The following is a 15,285-nucleotide window of genomic DNA, read 5'->3' as shown; positions in this document are numbered from 1 at the left end:
GCGGAGGAGGACGAGAACGGGCTGCGCCACGAGAAGACCAGCGACATGGCCGTCCCCACCCTCAAGGCGGGCCACCGCACCGCGCTGCCGGCCTTCACGTCCACCGCCTCGCTGGCCCGCTGGGACCCGACGGCCCGGCCCGTCGCCGTACCCCTGCACCAGGCGCTCCAGGCCGCCGCGCACGAGAAGGCCGACACGGTGGTCCTCGACCTGTCCGGGCCGGTGCCGTTCGAGCTGACCGGCACCGCGCTGCTCGCCCTCGCCGAGGGGCGTACGACCGCCGACCCGCTCGCCGACCCGGCCGTGGTCGGGGCCGTCCGGGCCGCGGTGGCCGCCGAACCGGCCGTGCTCCGCGCCCACCTCGGGCCGGGACCGGCCGACGGGACGCTGGCACTGGTCCTCGACCCGGCCGCCGCGCCGCCCGCCGAGGCCGCCCGCGCCGTCGCGGAGCGGCTCGCGGCCGACGGAACACTGAGGGCCCGCCTGGTGCGGGGCCTCGACCTGGCACTGCTGCCGGCCGGGACCACGCCGCCGGGCGAGCCCTTGTACGTAAGAGACTGAGAGACCGGGCGGCGGCTAGCCGTAGACCGGGCCGGTGTACTTCTCGCCGGGGCCCTGGCCGGGCTCGTCGGGGACGATCGAGGCCTCGCGGAAGGCCAGCTGGAGCGACTTCAGGCCGTCCCGCAGCGGGGCCGCGTGGAAGGAACTGATCTCGGTCGCGGAGGCGTCGAGCAGCCCGGCGAGGGCGGTGACCAGCTTGCGAGCCTCGTCCAGGTCCTTGTACTTGTCGCCCTCCTCGGTCAGACCGAGCTTCACGGCCGCGGCGCTCATCAGGTTGACGGCGACCGTCACGATCACCTCGACCGCGGGGACCTCGGCGATGTCGCGGGTCATCTCGTCGAAGTCGGGCTGCCCGGTGTCACCGGGGCCCGGAAGGGGCGTCTCACTCATGCCCCACACGATAGGCGCAGCGGGGCGGAGGCTCTTACTTAGCCCCAGGTCGTCTCAATTAGCCCTACCTCGACTTAGCTGCTAGCGTGGTGTCACGACCGGCTGGACAGGTGTGCCTCACGGCTAACCGAACCGGCCCACAAGTGGAGGCTTCGAACTCCCACCTGACCGCTCTCTCGGGCGGCGGGTCACCGGTCAGACGGTTCGCTTCGCCGCTATGGCGACGGCGTTCCGTCCGATAGTGCGCCCCGCGATCCTCGCGGCGGTGCTCCGGTAGTTCGAGGAGCCCCGCCTGTGATCGTCCGGGGCATTTTTTGTGCTTCGGCGCGGTTAGGTCTTACGAAAACAGACGTTACGCGGCTGCCCGCCAGGCCGTCGCGTGGTGCTACCGAGGAGGATCCATCAGCGCCGAGCCCCGCATCAACGACCGGATTCGCGTTCCCGAGGTGCGACTTGTCGGTCCCAGTGGCGAGCAGGTGGGCATTGTCCCGCTCGCTAAGGCCCTGGAGCTTGCGCAGGAGTACGACCTGGACCTGGTCGAGGTCGCGGCGAACGCCCGTCCGCCCGTGTGCAAGCTCATGGACTACGGGAAGTTCAAGTACGAGTCGGCCATGAAGGCCCGTGAGGCGCGCAAGAACCAGGCGCACACGGTCATCAAGGAGATGAAGCTCCGGCCGAAGATCGACCCGCACGACTATGACACCAAGAAGGGTCACGTCGTCCGGTTCCTCAAGCAGGGCGACAAGGTCAAGATCACGATCATGTTCCGTGGTCGCGAGCAGTCCCGGCCCGAGCTGGGCTACCGACTGCTGCAGCGTCTCGCGGAGGACGTCCAGGACCTCGGTTTCGTGGAGTCGAACCCGAAGCAGGACGGCCGGAACATGATCATGGTTCTCGGTCCGCACAAGAAGAAGACCGAGGCCATGGCCGAGGCCCGGCAGGCGCAGGAAGCCCGCAAGGCGGAAGCGAAGGCCAACCCCGGTCGTTCGCAGAACCCTGCCGAGGCTGAGGCTGAGGCTGCCGAGGTCGAGGCTGAGGCTGCCGAGGTCGAGGTGCCCGCTGAGGAGCACGCCGAGGCGTGATCCCGGGGTCAACGCCCCAGGTCAGCATCGGGGGCGCAAGTCCCAGGATGTATCCGATACAAGAGCGACGTTCCGCCGTGCCCGGTTTCGCGACCGGGCACCGGAGCGCCACCGACGAGGAGATAACGGCGCTATGCCGAAGAACAAGACGCACAGCGGTGCCAGCAAGCGCTTCAAGATCACCGGTTCCGGCAAGGTCCTGCGTGAGCGTGCCGGCAAGCGCCACCTGCTCGAGCACAAGTCGTCCCGCGTGACGCGCCGCCTCACCGGCAACGCCGAGATGGCCCCGGGCGACACCGCGAAGATCAAGAAGCTTCTCGGCAAGTGACCCGCGGGCGCCTGCCGGCGCCCTGAGTCAGCAGTACCGGGACCCAGTCGTTTCCGGGCCGCGTGAGTCCAACCGCGGCCCCGCTACAAGGAGTTAACAAGTGGCACGCGTCAAGCGGGCAGTCAACGCCCACAAGAAGCGCCGGGCGATCCTCGAGGCGGCCTCCGGCTACCGCGGTCAGCGTTCGCGCCTGTACCGCAAGGCCAAGGAGCAGGTCACCCACTCGCTGGTCTACAACTACAACGACCGCAAGAAGCGCAAGGGCGACTTCCGTCAGCTGTGGATCCAGCGCATCAACGCCGCTGCCCGCGCGAACGGCATCACCTACAACCGCTTCATCCAGGGTCTGAAGGCCGCGAACGTCGAGGTCGACCGCAAGATCCTGGCGGAGCTGGCCGTCAACGACGCCAACGCGTTCGCCGCGCTCGTCGAGGTGGCGCAGAAGGCGCTGCCGTCGGACGTGAACGCCCCCAAGGCGGCGTGACGCTGCGCTGGCTTTAGCCGACGTGACTGAAGGACCCGCAGGCTTCATGGCTTGCGGGTCCTGCTGTTGCTGCCGCGCCCTGCCGTGTTTCGGCCGCGGGCCGGTGGGGGCTTGTCGCGCAGTTCCCCGCGCCCCTTCAGGGCGCATAGCTGCGGGCAGTCGTGCCGCTGGGGCGGCACGGGTGGGCGCAGCGGCACCCCGCAAACGCGGGCAAGTGAAACCGTCGGCCCGGCGGTAGGAAAGTTACCGATGTCTCCGAAGGTGAACGACAAGATGCCCACCCCCGAGCTGATCTCCCCCCGTTCCGCCCGTGTCGCCGCTGCCCGGCGGCTTGGGCGGCGGAACTTCCGGGGGAAGGAGCGGCTGTTTCTCGCCGAGGGGCCGCAGGCCGTGCGGGAGGCGGCCGGGCATCGGGTCGGTGACGTGCCCACGCTCGTCGAGCTGTTCGCCACCGTGGAGGCCGCGGAGCGGTACGCCGACATCGTGGGGGAGGCCAGGACCGCCGGCGCCCGGATCCACCTCGCCTCCGAGGAGGTCATCGCCGACATCTCCACGACCGTGACACCGCAGGGGCTCGTCGGGGTCTGCCGGTTCCTCGACACCCCCTTCGAGGAGATCCTCGCCGCCCGCCCCCGGCTGGTCGCCGTGCTCGCCAACGTCCGCGACCCCGGCAACGCCGGAACCGTGCTGCGGTGCGCCGACGCCGCCGGTGCGGAGGCCGTCGTACTGACCGACGCGTCCGTGGACCTGTACAACCCGAAGGCGGTCCGGGCCTCCGTCGGCTCCCACTTCCACCTGCCCGTCGCCGTCGGCGTGCCCGTCGAGCAGGCCGTGGCCGGGCTGAAGGGCGTCGGCGTGCGGATCCTCGCCGCCGACGGGGCCGGGACCGACGACCTCGACGACGAGCTCGACAAGGGCACCATGGGCGGCCCCACGGCGTGGGTGTTCGGCAACGAGGCCTGGGGGCTCCCGGAGGAGACCCGCGCGCTGACGGACGCCGTCGTGCGCGTCCCGATCCACGGGAAGGCCGAGAGCCTGAACCTCGCCACCGCCGCCGCCGTATGTCTCTACGCATCGGCCCGTGCACAGCGCGCCTCCGGAGGGTGCCGTTCCGTCACCCTGAGCTAGTAGGGTGACCAGCTCGGGGGCCTGCTGCGCCGTCTGAGAGGTGGAGTACGGGGTATGAGTGTCGGCACCAGCAACGCGCCGGGGGGCCGCGGTACCGGACGCGTGCCCGCGCCCCGGCACGGCGACCTCACCGGGCTCGGCATCGACCCCGACGAACTGCCCGACGGCCTGGTGGTCGCCGACGAACACGGTCTCGTCGTCTGCTTCAACGCCGCCGCCGCCCGCATCACCGCCACCGCCCCCGCCGACGCCCTCGGCCGGCGCCTGGAGAAGGCCCTGCCGTTAGAGGACCTGGAGGGCCGGCGCTGGTGGCAGCTCACCGACCCCTACGGCGGCCTCGCCATCCGGGTCGGCCAGCCCGAGCGGAACCTCCTGCTGCCCGGCGGACGGGAAGTGCTGGTGTCGGCCCGCTATGTGCGCGCCGAGCCGACCGGGCCGGTGCGCCGGGTCGTCGTGTCGCTGCGGGACACCGAGGCCCGGCGCCGTACCGAACGCAGTCACGCCGAGCTGATAGCCACCGTCGCGCACGAGCTGCGGTCACCGCTGACCTCCGTCAAGGGGTTCACGGCGACCCTGCTCGCCAAATGGGAACGGTTCACCGACGACCAGAAACGGCTGATGCTGGAGACGGTCGACGCGGACGCCGACCGGGTCACCCGGCTCATCGCCGAGCTGCTGGACATCTCGCGGATCGACAGCGGACGCCTCGAGGTGCGCCGGCAGCCCGTCGACATAGGCGCGGCCGTCGGACGGCACATCCAGGCGTACGTCGCCGCCGGGCAGGCCGCCGACCGGTTCCTGCTCCGTGTCGAGCAGCCGCTGCCCGCGCTCTGGGCCGACCCCGACAAGGTCGACCAGGTCCTCAGCAACCTCATCGAAAATGCGGTGCGGCACGGCGAGGGAACCGTCACCATTGACATCACGGCCACGGCGTCCCCGCGCGAAGGTGAGGACACCGGCACGTCGGTCACGGTGAGCGACGAGGGGCCGGGCATCCCGGAGGAGTCCATGAACCGCGTCTTCACCCGCTTCTGGCGGGGCAGCAAGCGCGGCGGCACCGGCCTCGGGCTGTACATCGTCAAGGGCATCGTCGAGGCCCACGGCGGCACCATCACCGTCGGACGCGCCCCCGGCGGCGGCGCCGAGTTCCGATTTACGTTGCCCGTGAGCACGCCGGCGTATCTCGCCTGACGGCCCACGGGCTCTTCGTATACCTCCACCCCGTTAGACTCGGCCTTTGGCACCTTTGTGTCCTTCTCACGGCCCATCAACGGTCTCGGGGACCATCCGCCAGCCAATCGGAAGCACGGGAAGAGATGTCGGCACCGAATAAGTCGTACGACCCTGTCGAGGTCGAGGCGTTGAAACCGGAAGAGATCGAGCGCATGCGGGACGAGGCGCTCGCCGCCTTCGCCGCCGCGGACTCCCTCGACGCGCTCCAGGAGGCCAAGGTCGCCCACACCGGCGGCACCTCCCCGCTGGCCCTCGCCAACCGCGAGATCGGCGCCCTGCCCCCGCACGCCAAGGCCGCCGCCGGAAAGCTGGTCGGCCAGGCCCGCGGCGCCGTGAACAAGGCCCTCGCGGGCCGCCAGGAGGAGCTGGAGGCCGAGCGTGACGCCCGGGTGCTGGTCGAGGAGGCGGTGGACGTCACACTGCCCTACGACCGGGTCCCGGCCGGTGCCCGCCACCCGCTGACCACCCTGTCCGACCGCATCGAGGACATCTTCGTGGCCATGGGCTACGGGGTCGCCGAGGGTCCGCAGGTCGAGGCCGAGTGGTTCAACTTCGACGCCCTCAACATCGGCCCGGACCACCCGGCCCGCGGCGAGGCGGACACCTTCTTCGTGCAGGGCCCCGAGGGCGGTACCGAGTCCGGTGTGGTGCTGCGCACCCACACCTCCCCGGTCCAGATCCGCTCCCTGCTCGACCGCGAGCTGCCGGTCTACGTGATCTGCCCCGGCCGCGTGTACCGCACCGACGAGCTGGACGCCACCCACACCCCGGTCTTCCACCAGGTCGAGCTGCTCGCCGTCGACGAGGGCCTGACCATGTCCGACCTCAAGGGCACCCTGGACCACATGGTCCAGTCGCTGTTCGGCGAGGGCATGAAGACCCGGCTGCGGCCGAACTTCTTCCCCTTCACCGAGCCCAGCGCCGAGATGGACATGCTGTGCTACGTCTGCAAGGGCGAGTCCGTCGGCAACCCCGACCGGCCCTGCCGTACCTGCTCCTCCGAGGGCTGGATCGAGCTGGGCGGCTGCGGCATGGTCAACCCGCGGGTGCTCACCGCCTGCGGCGTGGACCCGGAGAAGTACAGCGGCTTCGCCTTCGGGTTCGGCATCGAGCGGATGCTGATGTTCCGCCACAACGTCGAGGACATGCGAGACATGGTCGAGGGTGACGTCCGGTTCACCCGGCCGTTCGGGATGGAGATCTGATGCGGGTCCCGCTTTCTTGGCTGCGGGAGTACGTCGACCTGCCGGCGACTCAGACCGGGCGTGACGTCCAGGCCAAGCTCATTTCGGCAGGCCTCGAGGTGGAGACCGTCGAGCAGCTCGGCGACGGCCTCAAGGGCCCCCTGGTCGTCGGCCGGGTGCTGACCATCGAGGAGCTGGAGGGCTTCAAGAAGCCGATCCGCTTCTGCACGGTCGACGTCGGCACCGCCAACGGCACCGGTGAGCCCCAGGAGATCGTCTGCGGCGCCCGCAACTTCGCCGTCGGCGACAAGGTCGTGGTCGTGCTCCCGGGCGCGGTGCTGCCCGGCGACTTCGCCATCGCCGCACGCAAGACGTACGGCAAGACCTCCCACGGCATGATCTGCTCCAGCGGGGAGCTGGGCATGGGCGACGACGGCACCCACGGCATCATCGTGCTGCCGCCGGAGACCGAGGTCGGCAAGGACGCCATCGAGCTGCTCGAACTGGTCGACGAGGTCCTGGACATCGCCGTCACCGCCAACCGCGGCGACTGCCTGTCCATCCGCGGCGTGGCCCGCGAGACCGCCATCGCCTACGGCCTGCCGCTGCGCGACCCGGCCCTCCTCGACGTGCCCGGCCCGAACGCCTTCGGCTACCCGGTCCAGGTCTCCGACCCGCTCGGCTGCGACCGCTTCACGGCGCGCACCGTCACCGGGCTGAGCCCCGAGGCCCGCTCCCCGATCTGGCTGCAGCGCCGCCTGCAGAAGGTCGGCATGCGCCCGATCTCGCTCGCCGTCGACGTCACCAACTACGTGATGATGGAGCTCGGCCAGCCCCTGCACGCCTACGACCGCTCCCTGGTCCAGGGCACCATCGGCGTCCGCCGCGCCGCCGAGGGCGAGAAGATCGTCACCCTCGACGGCACCGAGCGGAAGCTGCACGCCGAGGACCTGGTCATCACCGACGACCGCGGCCCGATCGGCCTCGCGGGCGTCATGGGCGGCGCCAACACCGAGATCGCCGACCACGACGACGTGGAGAACTCCACGACCGACGTGGTGATCGAGGCGGCGCACTTCGACGCCGTCGCCATCGCGCGCACCGCCCGCCGGCACAAGCTGTCCTCCGAGGCCTCCCGCCGCTTCGAGCGCGGCGTCGACCCGCAGGCCGCGGCCGCCGCCGCGCAGCGCACGGTCGACCTGCTGGTGCTGCTCGCCGGCGGCACCGCCGAGGCCGGTGTCACCGAGGTCATCGCGCCGTCCGCGCCGCACACCATCACCGTCGCGGCGAACCACCCCGACCGGGTCGCGGGTGTCGAGTACGGCCGGGAGACCGTCGTCCGCCGCCTCCAGGAGGTCGGCTGCGACGTCTACGGGCAGGACGAGCTGCTCGTCACCGTCCCGTCCTGGCGGCCCGACCTCCTCGAACAGAACGACCTGGCCGAAGAGGTCATCCGCCTGGAGGGCTACGAGAACCTGCCCTCCACGCTGCCCAAGCCGCCGTCCGGCCGTGGCCTCACCCACCGCCAGCGCCTGCACCGCCGCGTCGGCCGCGCGCTGGCCGGGGCCGGTTACGTGGAGGCGCCGAACTACCCGTTCGTCGGCGAGCAGGTCTTCGACCAGCTCGGTCTGGCCGCCGACGACCCGGCCCGCCGCGTCGTCAGGCTGACCAACCCGCTCAACGACGAGGAGCCCGCGCTCCGCACCTCGCTGCTGCCGGGCCTGCTCGGCGCGCTGCGCCGCAACGACGGGCGGGGCACGCACGACCTGGCGCTGTTCGAGACCGGCCTGGTCTTCCTCCCGCGTGCGGAGCAGGGCGTCGCCGGTCACCTGCCGGTCGACCGCCGTCCGACCGACGCGGAACTCGCCGCGCTCGACGCCGTGCTGCCCGAGCAGCCGCGCCACGTCGCCGTCGTCCTCGCGGGCGCCCGCGAGCAGGCCGGCTGGTGGGGCAAGGACCGTCCGGCCGACTGGGCCGACGCGGTCCAGGCCGCGCGGGCCGTCGCCGCCGAGGCGGGCGCCGAACTGATCGTCCGGTCCGGCCAGTACGGGCCGTGGCACCCCGGCCGGTGCGCCGAGCTGGTGGTCGTCGCCGACGGCACCGAGCAGGTCGTGGGCCACGCCGGTGAGCTCCACCCGCGCGTCGTCAAGGCGCTGGGGCTGCCGGCGCGCACGAGCGCGATGGAGCTGAACCTGGACGCCCTTGAACAGGTCGGCGACGGCACCCCGCAGGCGCCGAGCATCTCGACGTTCCCGGTGGCCACCCAGGATGTCGCCCTCGTGGTGGACAAGCCGGTGCCGGCGGCGGAGGTCGAGGCGGCGCTGCGTGCGGGGGCCGGTGAACTCCTCGAGGCCATCCGGCTGTTCGACGTGTACGAGAATGCCGCGCAGCTCGGCGAGGACAAGAAGTCGCTGGCGTATGCCTTGCGGTTCCGGGCCGGTGATCGGACGTTGACCGTCGAAGAGGCGTCGGCTGCCCGCGACGCGGCTGTCGCCCTTGCCGGGGAGCGTACGGGAGCGGTGCTGCGCGGCTAGGCGTCGTGGGGCTGCGCGTTTCGGCCGGGTGCGGGTTTCGTCCTGGCTGGTCGCGCCCGCGCGGCGGAGCCGCTGATGTCATCGCCCCGCGCCCCTTTCGGGGCGCCTGACCGCGGGTGTCTTGAGATGGATCACTCATTTGGGTGAGATCCAACCCGGACATGGCCCTATCGGGGCATCCCGTCGACAGAATCGGACCGGCCTCTAGGGGTCGGTCCGTCTGTTCTGTCAGGGCCTATATGGGGGCCATAGGCATGATCCGCATCAAGGCTGGGGTTCCCCGCAGCAGGCGGCCCCGGACGAACTCACGGCCAACGCGCCGTGCCCTCGCCCTGGGGCTGCCCACGGTGTGGGGCGCCGTCGCGGTCGGCTACAGATTCGGCTGCCCGCTGGCCGAGCAGAACGGGCTCGGCGCGCGGATCGTCACCAGCGCCGTGTTCTTCGCGGTCGGCACCGGGCTGATGATCCATGTCCGCCGGGCCCTGCTCCGGGAGTTGCGGCAGGCCCGCATGGTCGCCGGCGCCGCGCAGAGCGTGCTGCTGCGGCCGCCGCCGCCCCGGCTCGCCGGGCTGCACGTCGCCGCCGCCCAGCTCTCCGCCGACCGGGGCGCCAGCATCGGCGGCGATCTCTACGAGGCCGTCGCCACCGAGCACGGCGTACGGGTCGTGATGGGCGACGTACGCGGGCACGGGCTGTCGGCGATCGGTACCGTCGCAGCCGTCCTCGGCAGCTTCCGCGAGGCCGCCCACGACGAACCCGAACTGGGCCGCGTCCTCGGCCGCCTGGACCGCGCCCTCGCCAGGCACCTGCGAGAACGAGCCAGGGCGGAACACCCGTCCAGCGGCCAGGACCCGGACGGCCCGGTCGCCGAGGAGTTCGTGACACTGCTGCTCCTGGAGATCGCCGGAGACGGTGAGCTCAGAGCCCTCAACTGCGGCCATCCATGGCCGTACCTGATCAGTGGGTCCAGGGTCGAGGTGCTGTCGCGGGCAGAACCGCTGCCGCCGCTCGGACCGTTCCCGCTGCCGTCGGACCTGACTGCCACGCCCTGTGGCCATCTGCTCGCCGACGAGTCCCTGGTCCTGTACACGGACGGTGCCGAAGACGCCCGAGACGCCCGAGGCCGCTTCTTCTCCCTGCCGGAAGCCCTGGCGGACGCGGTGCGAAGCCGTCCCGTCTCCCCCCAGACCATCCTCCGCACGGTCTTCACCGCCCTGCTCCACCACACAGCGGGCCGCCCGACCGACGACATCGCCCTCCTGGTGCTTCGCAACGAACGCCAGCACCAACGCCCCTTCCTGGGGGCGCGAGCAACCACAACGCACCGGCAGCCGACGAACTACCTCTAACGGCCCCCTCTTTTGGTCGTCGGCCAAGCCGACAGCCAGGCCACCGCACTGTACGAGGGGGAGCCGGCGGCCCGGCCGGCCTCTTGCGAGGCAGTTAAGTCAACCGGCCCGACACTCTCCGCGACAGTGCGCGCACACTGAGGATTCGCGCACTTCGTTCACACCCCGTGTGAACCCACCCGCACTACGCTGACGGCACCAGGCCACTCGGGGGGCATCCATGCAGCCCAACTCTCTGCTCGACGCGATCCTGGACGAGGCGGGGATCTCGCACGCCGGGCTCGCCGCCCACGTCAACCAGGCGGGCCGGGCCCGTGGACTCTCGCTGCGCTACGAACACACCGCCGTCGCCCGGTGGCTGAAGGGCCAGCGGCCGCGCGGCCAGGTGCCGGACCTGATCTGCGAGGTGCTCGCCGTCCGGCTGCACCGGCCGGTCACCCTCGACGACATCGGACTCGGCGTCCCCGGCGAGCCCGGCGTCCCGCACGCCACCTCGCTCTCGGGCTTCGTCGAGCGGGCCACCGCGCTGTGGCGTTCCGACGAACAGCAGCGCCCGCACATACTCGGCGCCCCCGCCGTCACCGGCACGCCCGCCGTGATGCCGGTGTGGGAGTGGGAGAACCCCCCGGAGGACGTCGACGTCTCGCGGGGCGGCCGGCACCGGGTCACCCCGGCCGACCTGGCGATGCTGCGTGCCGCCCGGGCGCACTACGAGCAGATGTACCGCAAGGCCGGCGGCATGGCCACCCGCACCCGGATCGTCGGCTTCCTCAACGCCGAGGCGGCGCCGCTGCTGCGCGGCAGCTACACGGATGCCACGGGCCGTCAACTGCACCGCGCGACCGGCGGGCTGGTGGCGATCGCCGGTATCTGCGCGTACGACTCCGACGCGCACGGGCTCGCCCAGCGCTACTTCCACCAGGCGCTGCGGCTGGCAAAGGCCAGCGGGGACCGGGGACTCGGCGCCTACGTCATCGCGCTGCTCGTCAACCAGGCGCTGTTCATGCGGGAGTTCCGGCAGGCCGTCGCCTTCGCGGAGGCCGCGCTGCGCACCGCGGGCAAGCACATCACCCCCGCCCTCGCCTCGGACCTCTACGCGATGCAGGCCAAGGCGTACGCCCACCTCGGCGACGGCACGAGCGCGTTGTCCTGCATCCGGCGGGCCGAGACGGCCGCCGAACGCATCCGGCGGGGCCACGAACCCGATGAGACCGGCTATGTCCAGCCCGGCCTGGTCAACGTACAGGTGGCCGAGGCGCTGCTCAGCCTCGGCGAGCTCGCCGCCGCCCGGGAGCATGCCGCGGCCGCCGTCGACAACCCGGCCCATGACCGGGGGCGGGTGCACCGGCTCGCCATGCTCAGCACCATCGAACTGCGTCAGGGAAACGCGGACAACGCGGTGGCCACGGCCGTGCAGATGGCCGAGCAGGCCCGCGGAATGGAGTCCCAGCGCCTGCGCGACAGACTCCGCGCGGTACGCGAGCACCTCGTGCGCAGCGGCGGTTCCGGAACCGCCGAGGCCGCCGAACTGATCGACGGCGCACTGCGCGTACCGCTCTAGGCGCGGTAGGCCTTCAGAGCCGCTGCTGCGATATTGCCACTTACTCGGCGGAAGGTGGCAGAACCGTGCAGTGGACGAAACAGAACGAACAAACTGTGTATGAAAACCGCTGGTTCAGCGTCAATCTCGCAGATGTCGAGCTGCCGGACGGCCGGCACCTCGACCACTTCCTGATACGGCTGCGGCCCGTGGCCGTGGCGACGGTGGTCAACGAGGCGGGCGAGGTCCTCCTCCTGTGGCGCCACCGTTTCATCACCGACAGCTGGGGCTGGGAACTCGCGGCGGGAGTCGTCGAGGACGGCGAGGACATCGCCGTCGCGGCCGCCAGGGAACTGGAGGAGGAAACCGGCTGGCGGCCGGGGACCCTGCACCATCTCATGACCGTGGAGCCGTCCAACGGCCTCACCGACGCCCGGCACCACATCTACTGGTCCGACGAGGGCGAGTACGTCGGACACCCCGTGGACGACTTCGAATCGGACCGCCGGGAGTGGGTCCCCCTCAAGCTCGTCCCGGACATGATCGCCCGCGGGGAGGTCCCGGCCGCCAACATGGCGGCCGCGTTACTCCTGTTGCACCACATGAGGCTCACCGACGACTAGGGCAGACCCTAGTGGGCCAGCGCCTGCCAGACCGTGACGACTAGGGCGCCCAGTGCGGTGAGCGCGGCGAGGGAGGGCAGGGGCCAGCGGGCGTGTTCCAGCGAGGCCAGGCGGGTGTTGAGCTCGTCCAGTTCCTTGGCGGTTTCCTTGGTCCGGTGGCTGAGCAGGTTCAGTCCTCCCTCGACCTGGGCGTAGGCCACATCGAGGCGACGACGTAACTCTGCGAGTTCTCCTTGGACCACGGGATGCTCTGGTTCGGCGGTCACGGGTCCACTCCTTTGCGTGATCGAGGGTGTAGTTCCGCATCCCTTTGCATGCGCATGAAGAGTGAACTCGCCTGGTGAGCGCGTGGGGAGAGTGTGCGACGGGCATATGCGTGCCCGTGGCGCACACGGAGTGTGAAACACACGGGCCCGGCACCGAAACCGGTGCCGGGCCCGCGGAGCATCGCTCCCTGTAGTCAGCGGGGTGTGATCAGCTGTACGTGTAGAAGCCCGAGCCGGTCTTCCGGCCCAGCCGGCCCGCCTCGACCATGCGCTGGAGCAGCGGGGGAGCGGCGTACAGGGGCTCCTTGTACTCGGCGTACATGCTGTTCGCGATGGAGACGATGGTGTCCAGGCCGATCAGGTCGGACAGCTTCAGCGGGCCCATCGGGTGGGCGCAGCCCATCTCCATGCCGTTGTCGATGTCCTCGCGGCTCGCGATGCCGGACTCGAACATCCGGATGGACGAGAGCAGGTACGGCACCAGCAGCGCGTTGACCACGAAGCCGGAGCGGTCCTGGGCGCGGATCGCATGCTTGCCGAGCACCTTCTCGGCGAACATCTGGGCGCGGCTGAGGGTGCCCTCGGAGGTGGTGAGCGCGGGGATCAGCTCGACCAGCTTCTGCACCGGGGCCGGGTTGAAGAAGTGGATGCCGACCACGTGGTCGGGGCGGGAGGTGGCGACCGCCAGCTTGACCAGCGGGATCGAGGAGGTGTTGGAGGCCAGGATCGCGTCCGGGCGGGTCACCACCTGGTCGAGCACCTGGAAGATCTCCGTCTTCACCTGCTCGTTCTCCACGACGGCCTCGATCACCAGGTCGCGGTCGGCGAACTCGCCGAGGTCCGTGGTGAAGCTCAGCCGGGCCAGCGTGGCGTCCCGCTCCTCCTCGCTGATCTTGCCGCGCTCGGCGGCCTTGGTCAGCGAGTTGTACAGCCGGGTGCGGCCGATCTCCAGGGCCTCGCCGGTGGTCTCGGCGACCCGCACGTCCAGACCGGCGCGGGCGGCGACCTCGGCGATGCCCGCTCCCATCTGGCCGCAGCCCACGACTCCGACCTTCTCGATGTCGGTCACATCGTCCCCTTCGCTGATCTACGGGCGGCCCGCAGGCCTCCGGATCCGGCGCCTGCTCCGTTCGTGCACGTTACCCGTAAGTATCGATGATCGATCGTCCGGGTGGGGGCATCCTGTGCCGCGGAGGCGATCCGTGACCGCACGGATCCGGAGAGTGAGAGGGTCTTACGATGGCACGAGTCTCTCGCAGGGCGTTCGCGCTGGCGGCGGTGTCCCTGCTGGCGTCGGCGGCACCGGGCGCGTCGGCGGCACCGGGCACGGCCGCGCCGTCGGGACGGCCCCGCCGGGCCGCCGCCGAGATGCGCGGCATGTGGCTGGCGACCGTCTCCAACCGTGACTGGCCCTCCCGCACCGGACTGTCGGCTTCCGCCCAGCGCAAGGAGCTGACCGCCCTCCTCGACAAGGCGGCCCACTACCGCCTCAACGCCGTGATGTTCCAGGTGCGCCCCACCGCCGACGCGTTCTGGCCCTCGCCGTACGAGCCCTGGTCCCAGTACCTCACCGGCACCCAGGGCAAGGACCCCGGCTGGGACCCGCTGGGCACCGCCGTCCAGGAGGCACACGCCCGGGGACTGCAACTGCACGCCTGGTTCAACCCGTACCGGATCGCCAACCACACCGATCCGGGCAAGCTGACCGCCTCGCACCCGGCCCGCAAACACCCGGACTGGGTGGTGCCCTACGGCGGCAAGCTCTACTACAACCCCGGCCTCCCGGCCGTCCGCGCCTTCGTGGAGCAGGCGATCCTCGACGCGGTCGCCAAGTACCCCGTGGACGCGGTCCACTTCGACGACTACTTCTACCCGTACCCGGTGGCCGGCCAGACCTTCGACGACGACGAGGCGTACGACACCCACGGCGGCGACTTCTCGTCGCGGGCGGCCTGGCGGCGGGACAACATCGACAGGCTGGTGACCGAGATCGCCGACGGGGTGAAGAAGCTGCGGCCCGGCACCCGGTTCGGGATCAGCCCGTTCGCGGTGTGGCGAAACGCCGCCACCGACTCCCGGGGGTCGGACACCAAGGCGGGCGTCGAGACGTACGACGACCTCTACGCGGACACCCGGAAGTGGGTGCAGAAGAACTGGATCGACTACATCGTCCCGCAGGTGTACTGGCAGATCGGCAACTCCGCCGCGGACTACGCCAAGGTCGTCGACTGGTGGGCCGGCGTGGCCAAGGGGTCCGGAACCCGGCTCTACATCGGCGAGGCGCTCTACCAGGCGGGCGCCGCGGGCGCCCCCTCGGCCTGGCAGGACCCGGCCGAGCTGTCCCGCCATCTCACCCTGGCCGACAAGTACCCGCAGGTAGGCGGGCATGTCTACTTCGCGGCCAAGGACGTCGCCGCCGACCGGATCGGCGCGCTCTCCCGGGTGGTCGCCGACCACTACCCGCAGCCGGCGACCCCACCGAGCTGACCTGCGAAGTCCGCCGCGGTCGGCAGCGCCCCGCAAGGGGCGCGGGGAACTGCGCGACCAGCCACGACGGCGCTGCAGTCGACCAACAGCAGACGC

15 protein-coding genes are annotated in these 15,285 nt (G+C 71.0%); 12 read left to right on the top strand and 3 right to left on the bottom strand.

Going from position 1 to position 15,285, the window contains the following annotated elements:
- The coding region (locus tag ACWGKQ_RS45150) for an SseB family protein (RefSeq protein ID WP_453297893.1) at positions 1–561 on the top strand (561 nt) is incomplete at its 5' end.
- 15 nt (positions 562–576) lie between these two features.
- Here the strand turns inward: ACWGKQ_RS45150 and ACWGKQ_RS45145 are convergent.
- On the bottom strand, positions 577–951 hold the full coding sequence (locus ACWGKQ_RS45145; RefSeq protein ID WP_453297892.1) for a DUF1844 domain-containing protein: 375 nt from the start codon (positions 949–951) through the stop codon (positions 577–579).
- Positions 952–1,352: 401 nt separating this feature from the next.
- Here ACWGKQ_RS45145 and infC point away from each other — a divergent pair, with 401 nt between their 5' ends.
- From infC to ACWGKQ_RS45095, 10 genes are all read left to right on the top strand, one after another.
- Entirely contained in the window at positions 1,353–2,033 is a 681-nt protein-coding gene (gene infC / locus ACWGKQ_RS45140) for a translation initiation factor IF-3 (RefSeq protein ID WP_453297897.1), read from the top strand.
- A 133-nt stretch (positions 2,034–2,166) separates the two neighbouring features.
- Positions 2,167–2,361, top strand: coding sequence for a 50S ribosomal protein L35 (rpmI, locus tag ACWGKQ_RS45135; protein ID WP_189264757.1), 195 nt, complete (start codon positions 2,167–2,169; stop codon positions 2,359–2,361).
- 100 nt (positions 2,362–2,461) lie between these two features.
- On the top strand, positions 2,462–2,845 hold the full coding sequence (rplT, locus tag ACWGKQ_RS45130; RefSeq protein ID WP_020938960.1) for a 50S ribosomal protein L20: 384 nt from the start codon (positions 2,462–2,464) through the stop codon (positions 2,843–2,845).
- A 273-nt stretch (positions 2,846–3,118) separates the two neighbouring features.
- Positions 3,119–3,973 (top strand): TrmH family RNA methyltransferase, encoded by an 855-nt coding sequence (locus ACWGKQ_RS45125; RefSeq protein ID WP_453297896.1) that lies wholly within the window; start codon positions 3,119–3,121, stop codon positions 3,971–3,973.
- Positions 3,974–4,027: 54 nt separating this feature from the next.
- Positions 4,028–5,164 (top strand): ATP-binding protein, encoded by a 1,137-nt coding sequence (locus ACWGKQ_RS45120; RefSeq protein WP_453297891.1) that lies wholly within the window; start codon positions 4,028–4,030, stop codon positions 5,162–5,164.
- A 125-nt stretch (positions 5,165–5,289) separates the two neighbouring features.
- On the top strand, positions 5,290–6,411 hold the full coding sequence (gene pheS, locus ACWGKQ_RS45115; RefSeq protein ID WP_453297890.1) for a phenylalanine--tRNA ligase subunit alpha: 1,122 nt from the start codon (positions 5,290–5,292) through the stop codon (positions 6,409–6,411).
- The gene (gene pheT / locus ACWGKQ_RS45110; protein WP_453297889.1) at positions 6,411–8,924 is read left to right on the top strand and encodes a phenylalanine--tRNA ligase subunit beta; all 2,514 of its coding nucleotides are present in this window, start codon (positions 6,411–6,413) and stop codon (positions 8,922–8,924) included. The genes pheS and pheT overlap by 1 nt, the downstream gene beginning before the upstream one ends.
- A gap of 254 nt (positions 8,925–9,178) precedes the next feature.
- Complete coding sequence (locus ACWGKQ_RS45105; RefSeq protein WP_453297888.1) at positions 9,179–10,273, top strand: PP2C family protein-serine/threonine phosphatase; 1,095 nt, start codon at positions 9,179–9,181, stop codon at positions 10,271–10,273.
- Between the two features lie 220 nt (positions 10,274–10,493).
- Positions 10,494–11,834 (top strand): transcriptional regulator, encoded by a 1,341-nt coding sequence (locus ACWGKQ_RS45100; RefSeq protein WP_453297887.1) that lies wholly within the window; start codon positions 10,494–10,496, stop codon positions 11,832–11,834.
- Between the two features lie 65 nt (positions 11,835–11,899).
- Positions 11,900–12,436 (top strand): NUDIX hydrolase, encoded by a 537-nt coding sequence (locus tag ACWGKQ_RS45095; protein WP_217550406.1) that lies wholly within the window; start codon positions 11,900–11,902, stop codon positions 12,434–12,436.
- Positions 12,437–12,444: 8 nt separating this feature from the next.
- Here ACWGKQ_RS45095 and ACWGKQ_RS45090 read toward each other — a convergent pair whose 3' ends face one another.
- Both ACWGKQ_RS45090 and ACWGKQ_RS45085 read right to left on the bottom strand, forming a co-directional pair.
- The gene (locus tag ACWGKQ_RS45090) at positions 12,445–12,702 is read right to left on the bottom strand and encodes a hypothetical protein (RefSeq protein ID WP_089103368.1); all 258 of its coding nucleotides are present in this window, start codon (positions 12,700–12,702) and stop codon (positions 12,445–12,447) included.
- Positions 12,703–12,910: 208 nt separating this feature from the next.
- Entirely contained in the window at positions 12,911–13,771 is an 861-nt protein-coding gene (locus ACWGKQ_RS45085; protein ID WP_453297886.1) for a 3-hydroxybutyryl-CoA dehydrogenase, read from the bottom strand.
- A 170-nt stretch (positions 13,772–13,941) separates the two neighbouring features.
- Here ACWGKQ_RS45085 and ACWGKQ_RS45080 point away from each other — a divergent pair, with 170 nt between their 5' ends.
- Complete coding sequence (locus ACWGKQ_RS45080) at positions 13,942–15,189, top strand: glycoside hydrolase family 10 protein (protein WP_453297885.1); 1,248 nt, start codon at positions 13,942–13,944, stop codon at positions 15,187–15,189.
- Positions 15,190–15,285 lie beyond the last annotated feature (96 nt).

It is taken from the genome of Streptomyces sp. NPDC054770 (assembly GCF_053611985.1).
This window is presented reverse-complemented; position numbering and strand designations above follow the sequence as displayed.

Bases quoted from the DNA above. Each gene is read 5' to 3' on its own strand.
- pheT (WP_453297889.1), top strand. From the start codon at position 6,411: ATGCGGGTCCCGCTTTCTTGGCTGCGGGAGTACGTCGACCTGCCGGCG.
- ACWGKQ_RS45125 (WP_453297896.1), top strand. From the start codon at position 3,119: ATGCCCACCCCCGAGCTGATCTCCCCCCGTTCCGCCCGTGTCGCCGCT.
- ACWGKQ_RS45120 (WP_453297891.1), top strand. From the start codon at position 4,028: ATGAGTGTCGGCACCAGCAACGCGCCGGGGGGCCGCGGTACCGGACGC.
- ACWGKQ_RS45100 (WP_453297887.1), top strand. From the start codon at position 10,494: ATGCAGCCCAACTCTCTGCTCGACGCGATCCTGGACGAGGCGGGGATC.
- ACWGKQ_RS45105 (WP_453297888.1), top strand. From the start codon at position 9,179: ATGATCCGCATCAAGGCTGGGGTTCCCCGCAGCAGGCGGCCCCGGACG.
- pheS (WP_453297890.1), top strand. From the start codon at position 5,290: ATGTCGGCACCGAATAAGTCGTACGACCCTGTCGAGGTCGAGGCGTTG.
- ACWGKQ_RS45080 (WP_453297885.1), top strand. From the start codon at position 13,942: ATGGCACGAGTCTCTCGCAGGGCGTTCGCGCTGGCGGCGGTGTCCCTG.
- rpmI (WP_189264757.1), top strand. From the start codon at position 2,167: ATGCCGAAGAACAAGACGCACAGCGGTGCCAGCAAGCGCTTCAAGATC.
- ACWGKQ_RS45145 (WP_453297892.1), bottom strand. From the start codon at position 951: ATGAGTGAGACGCCCCTTCCGGGCCCCGGTGACACCGGGCAGCCCGAC.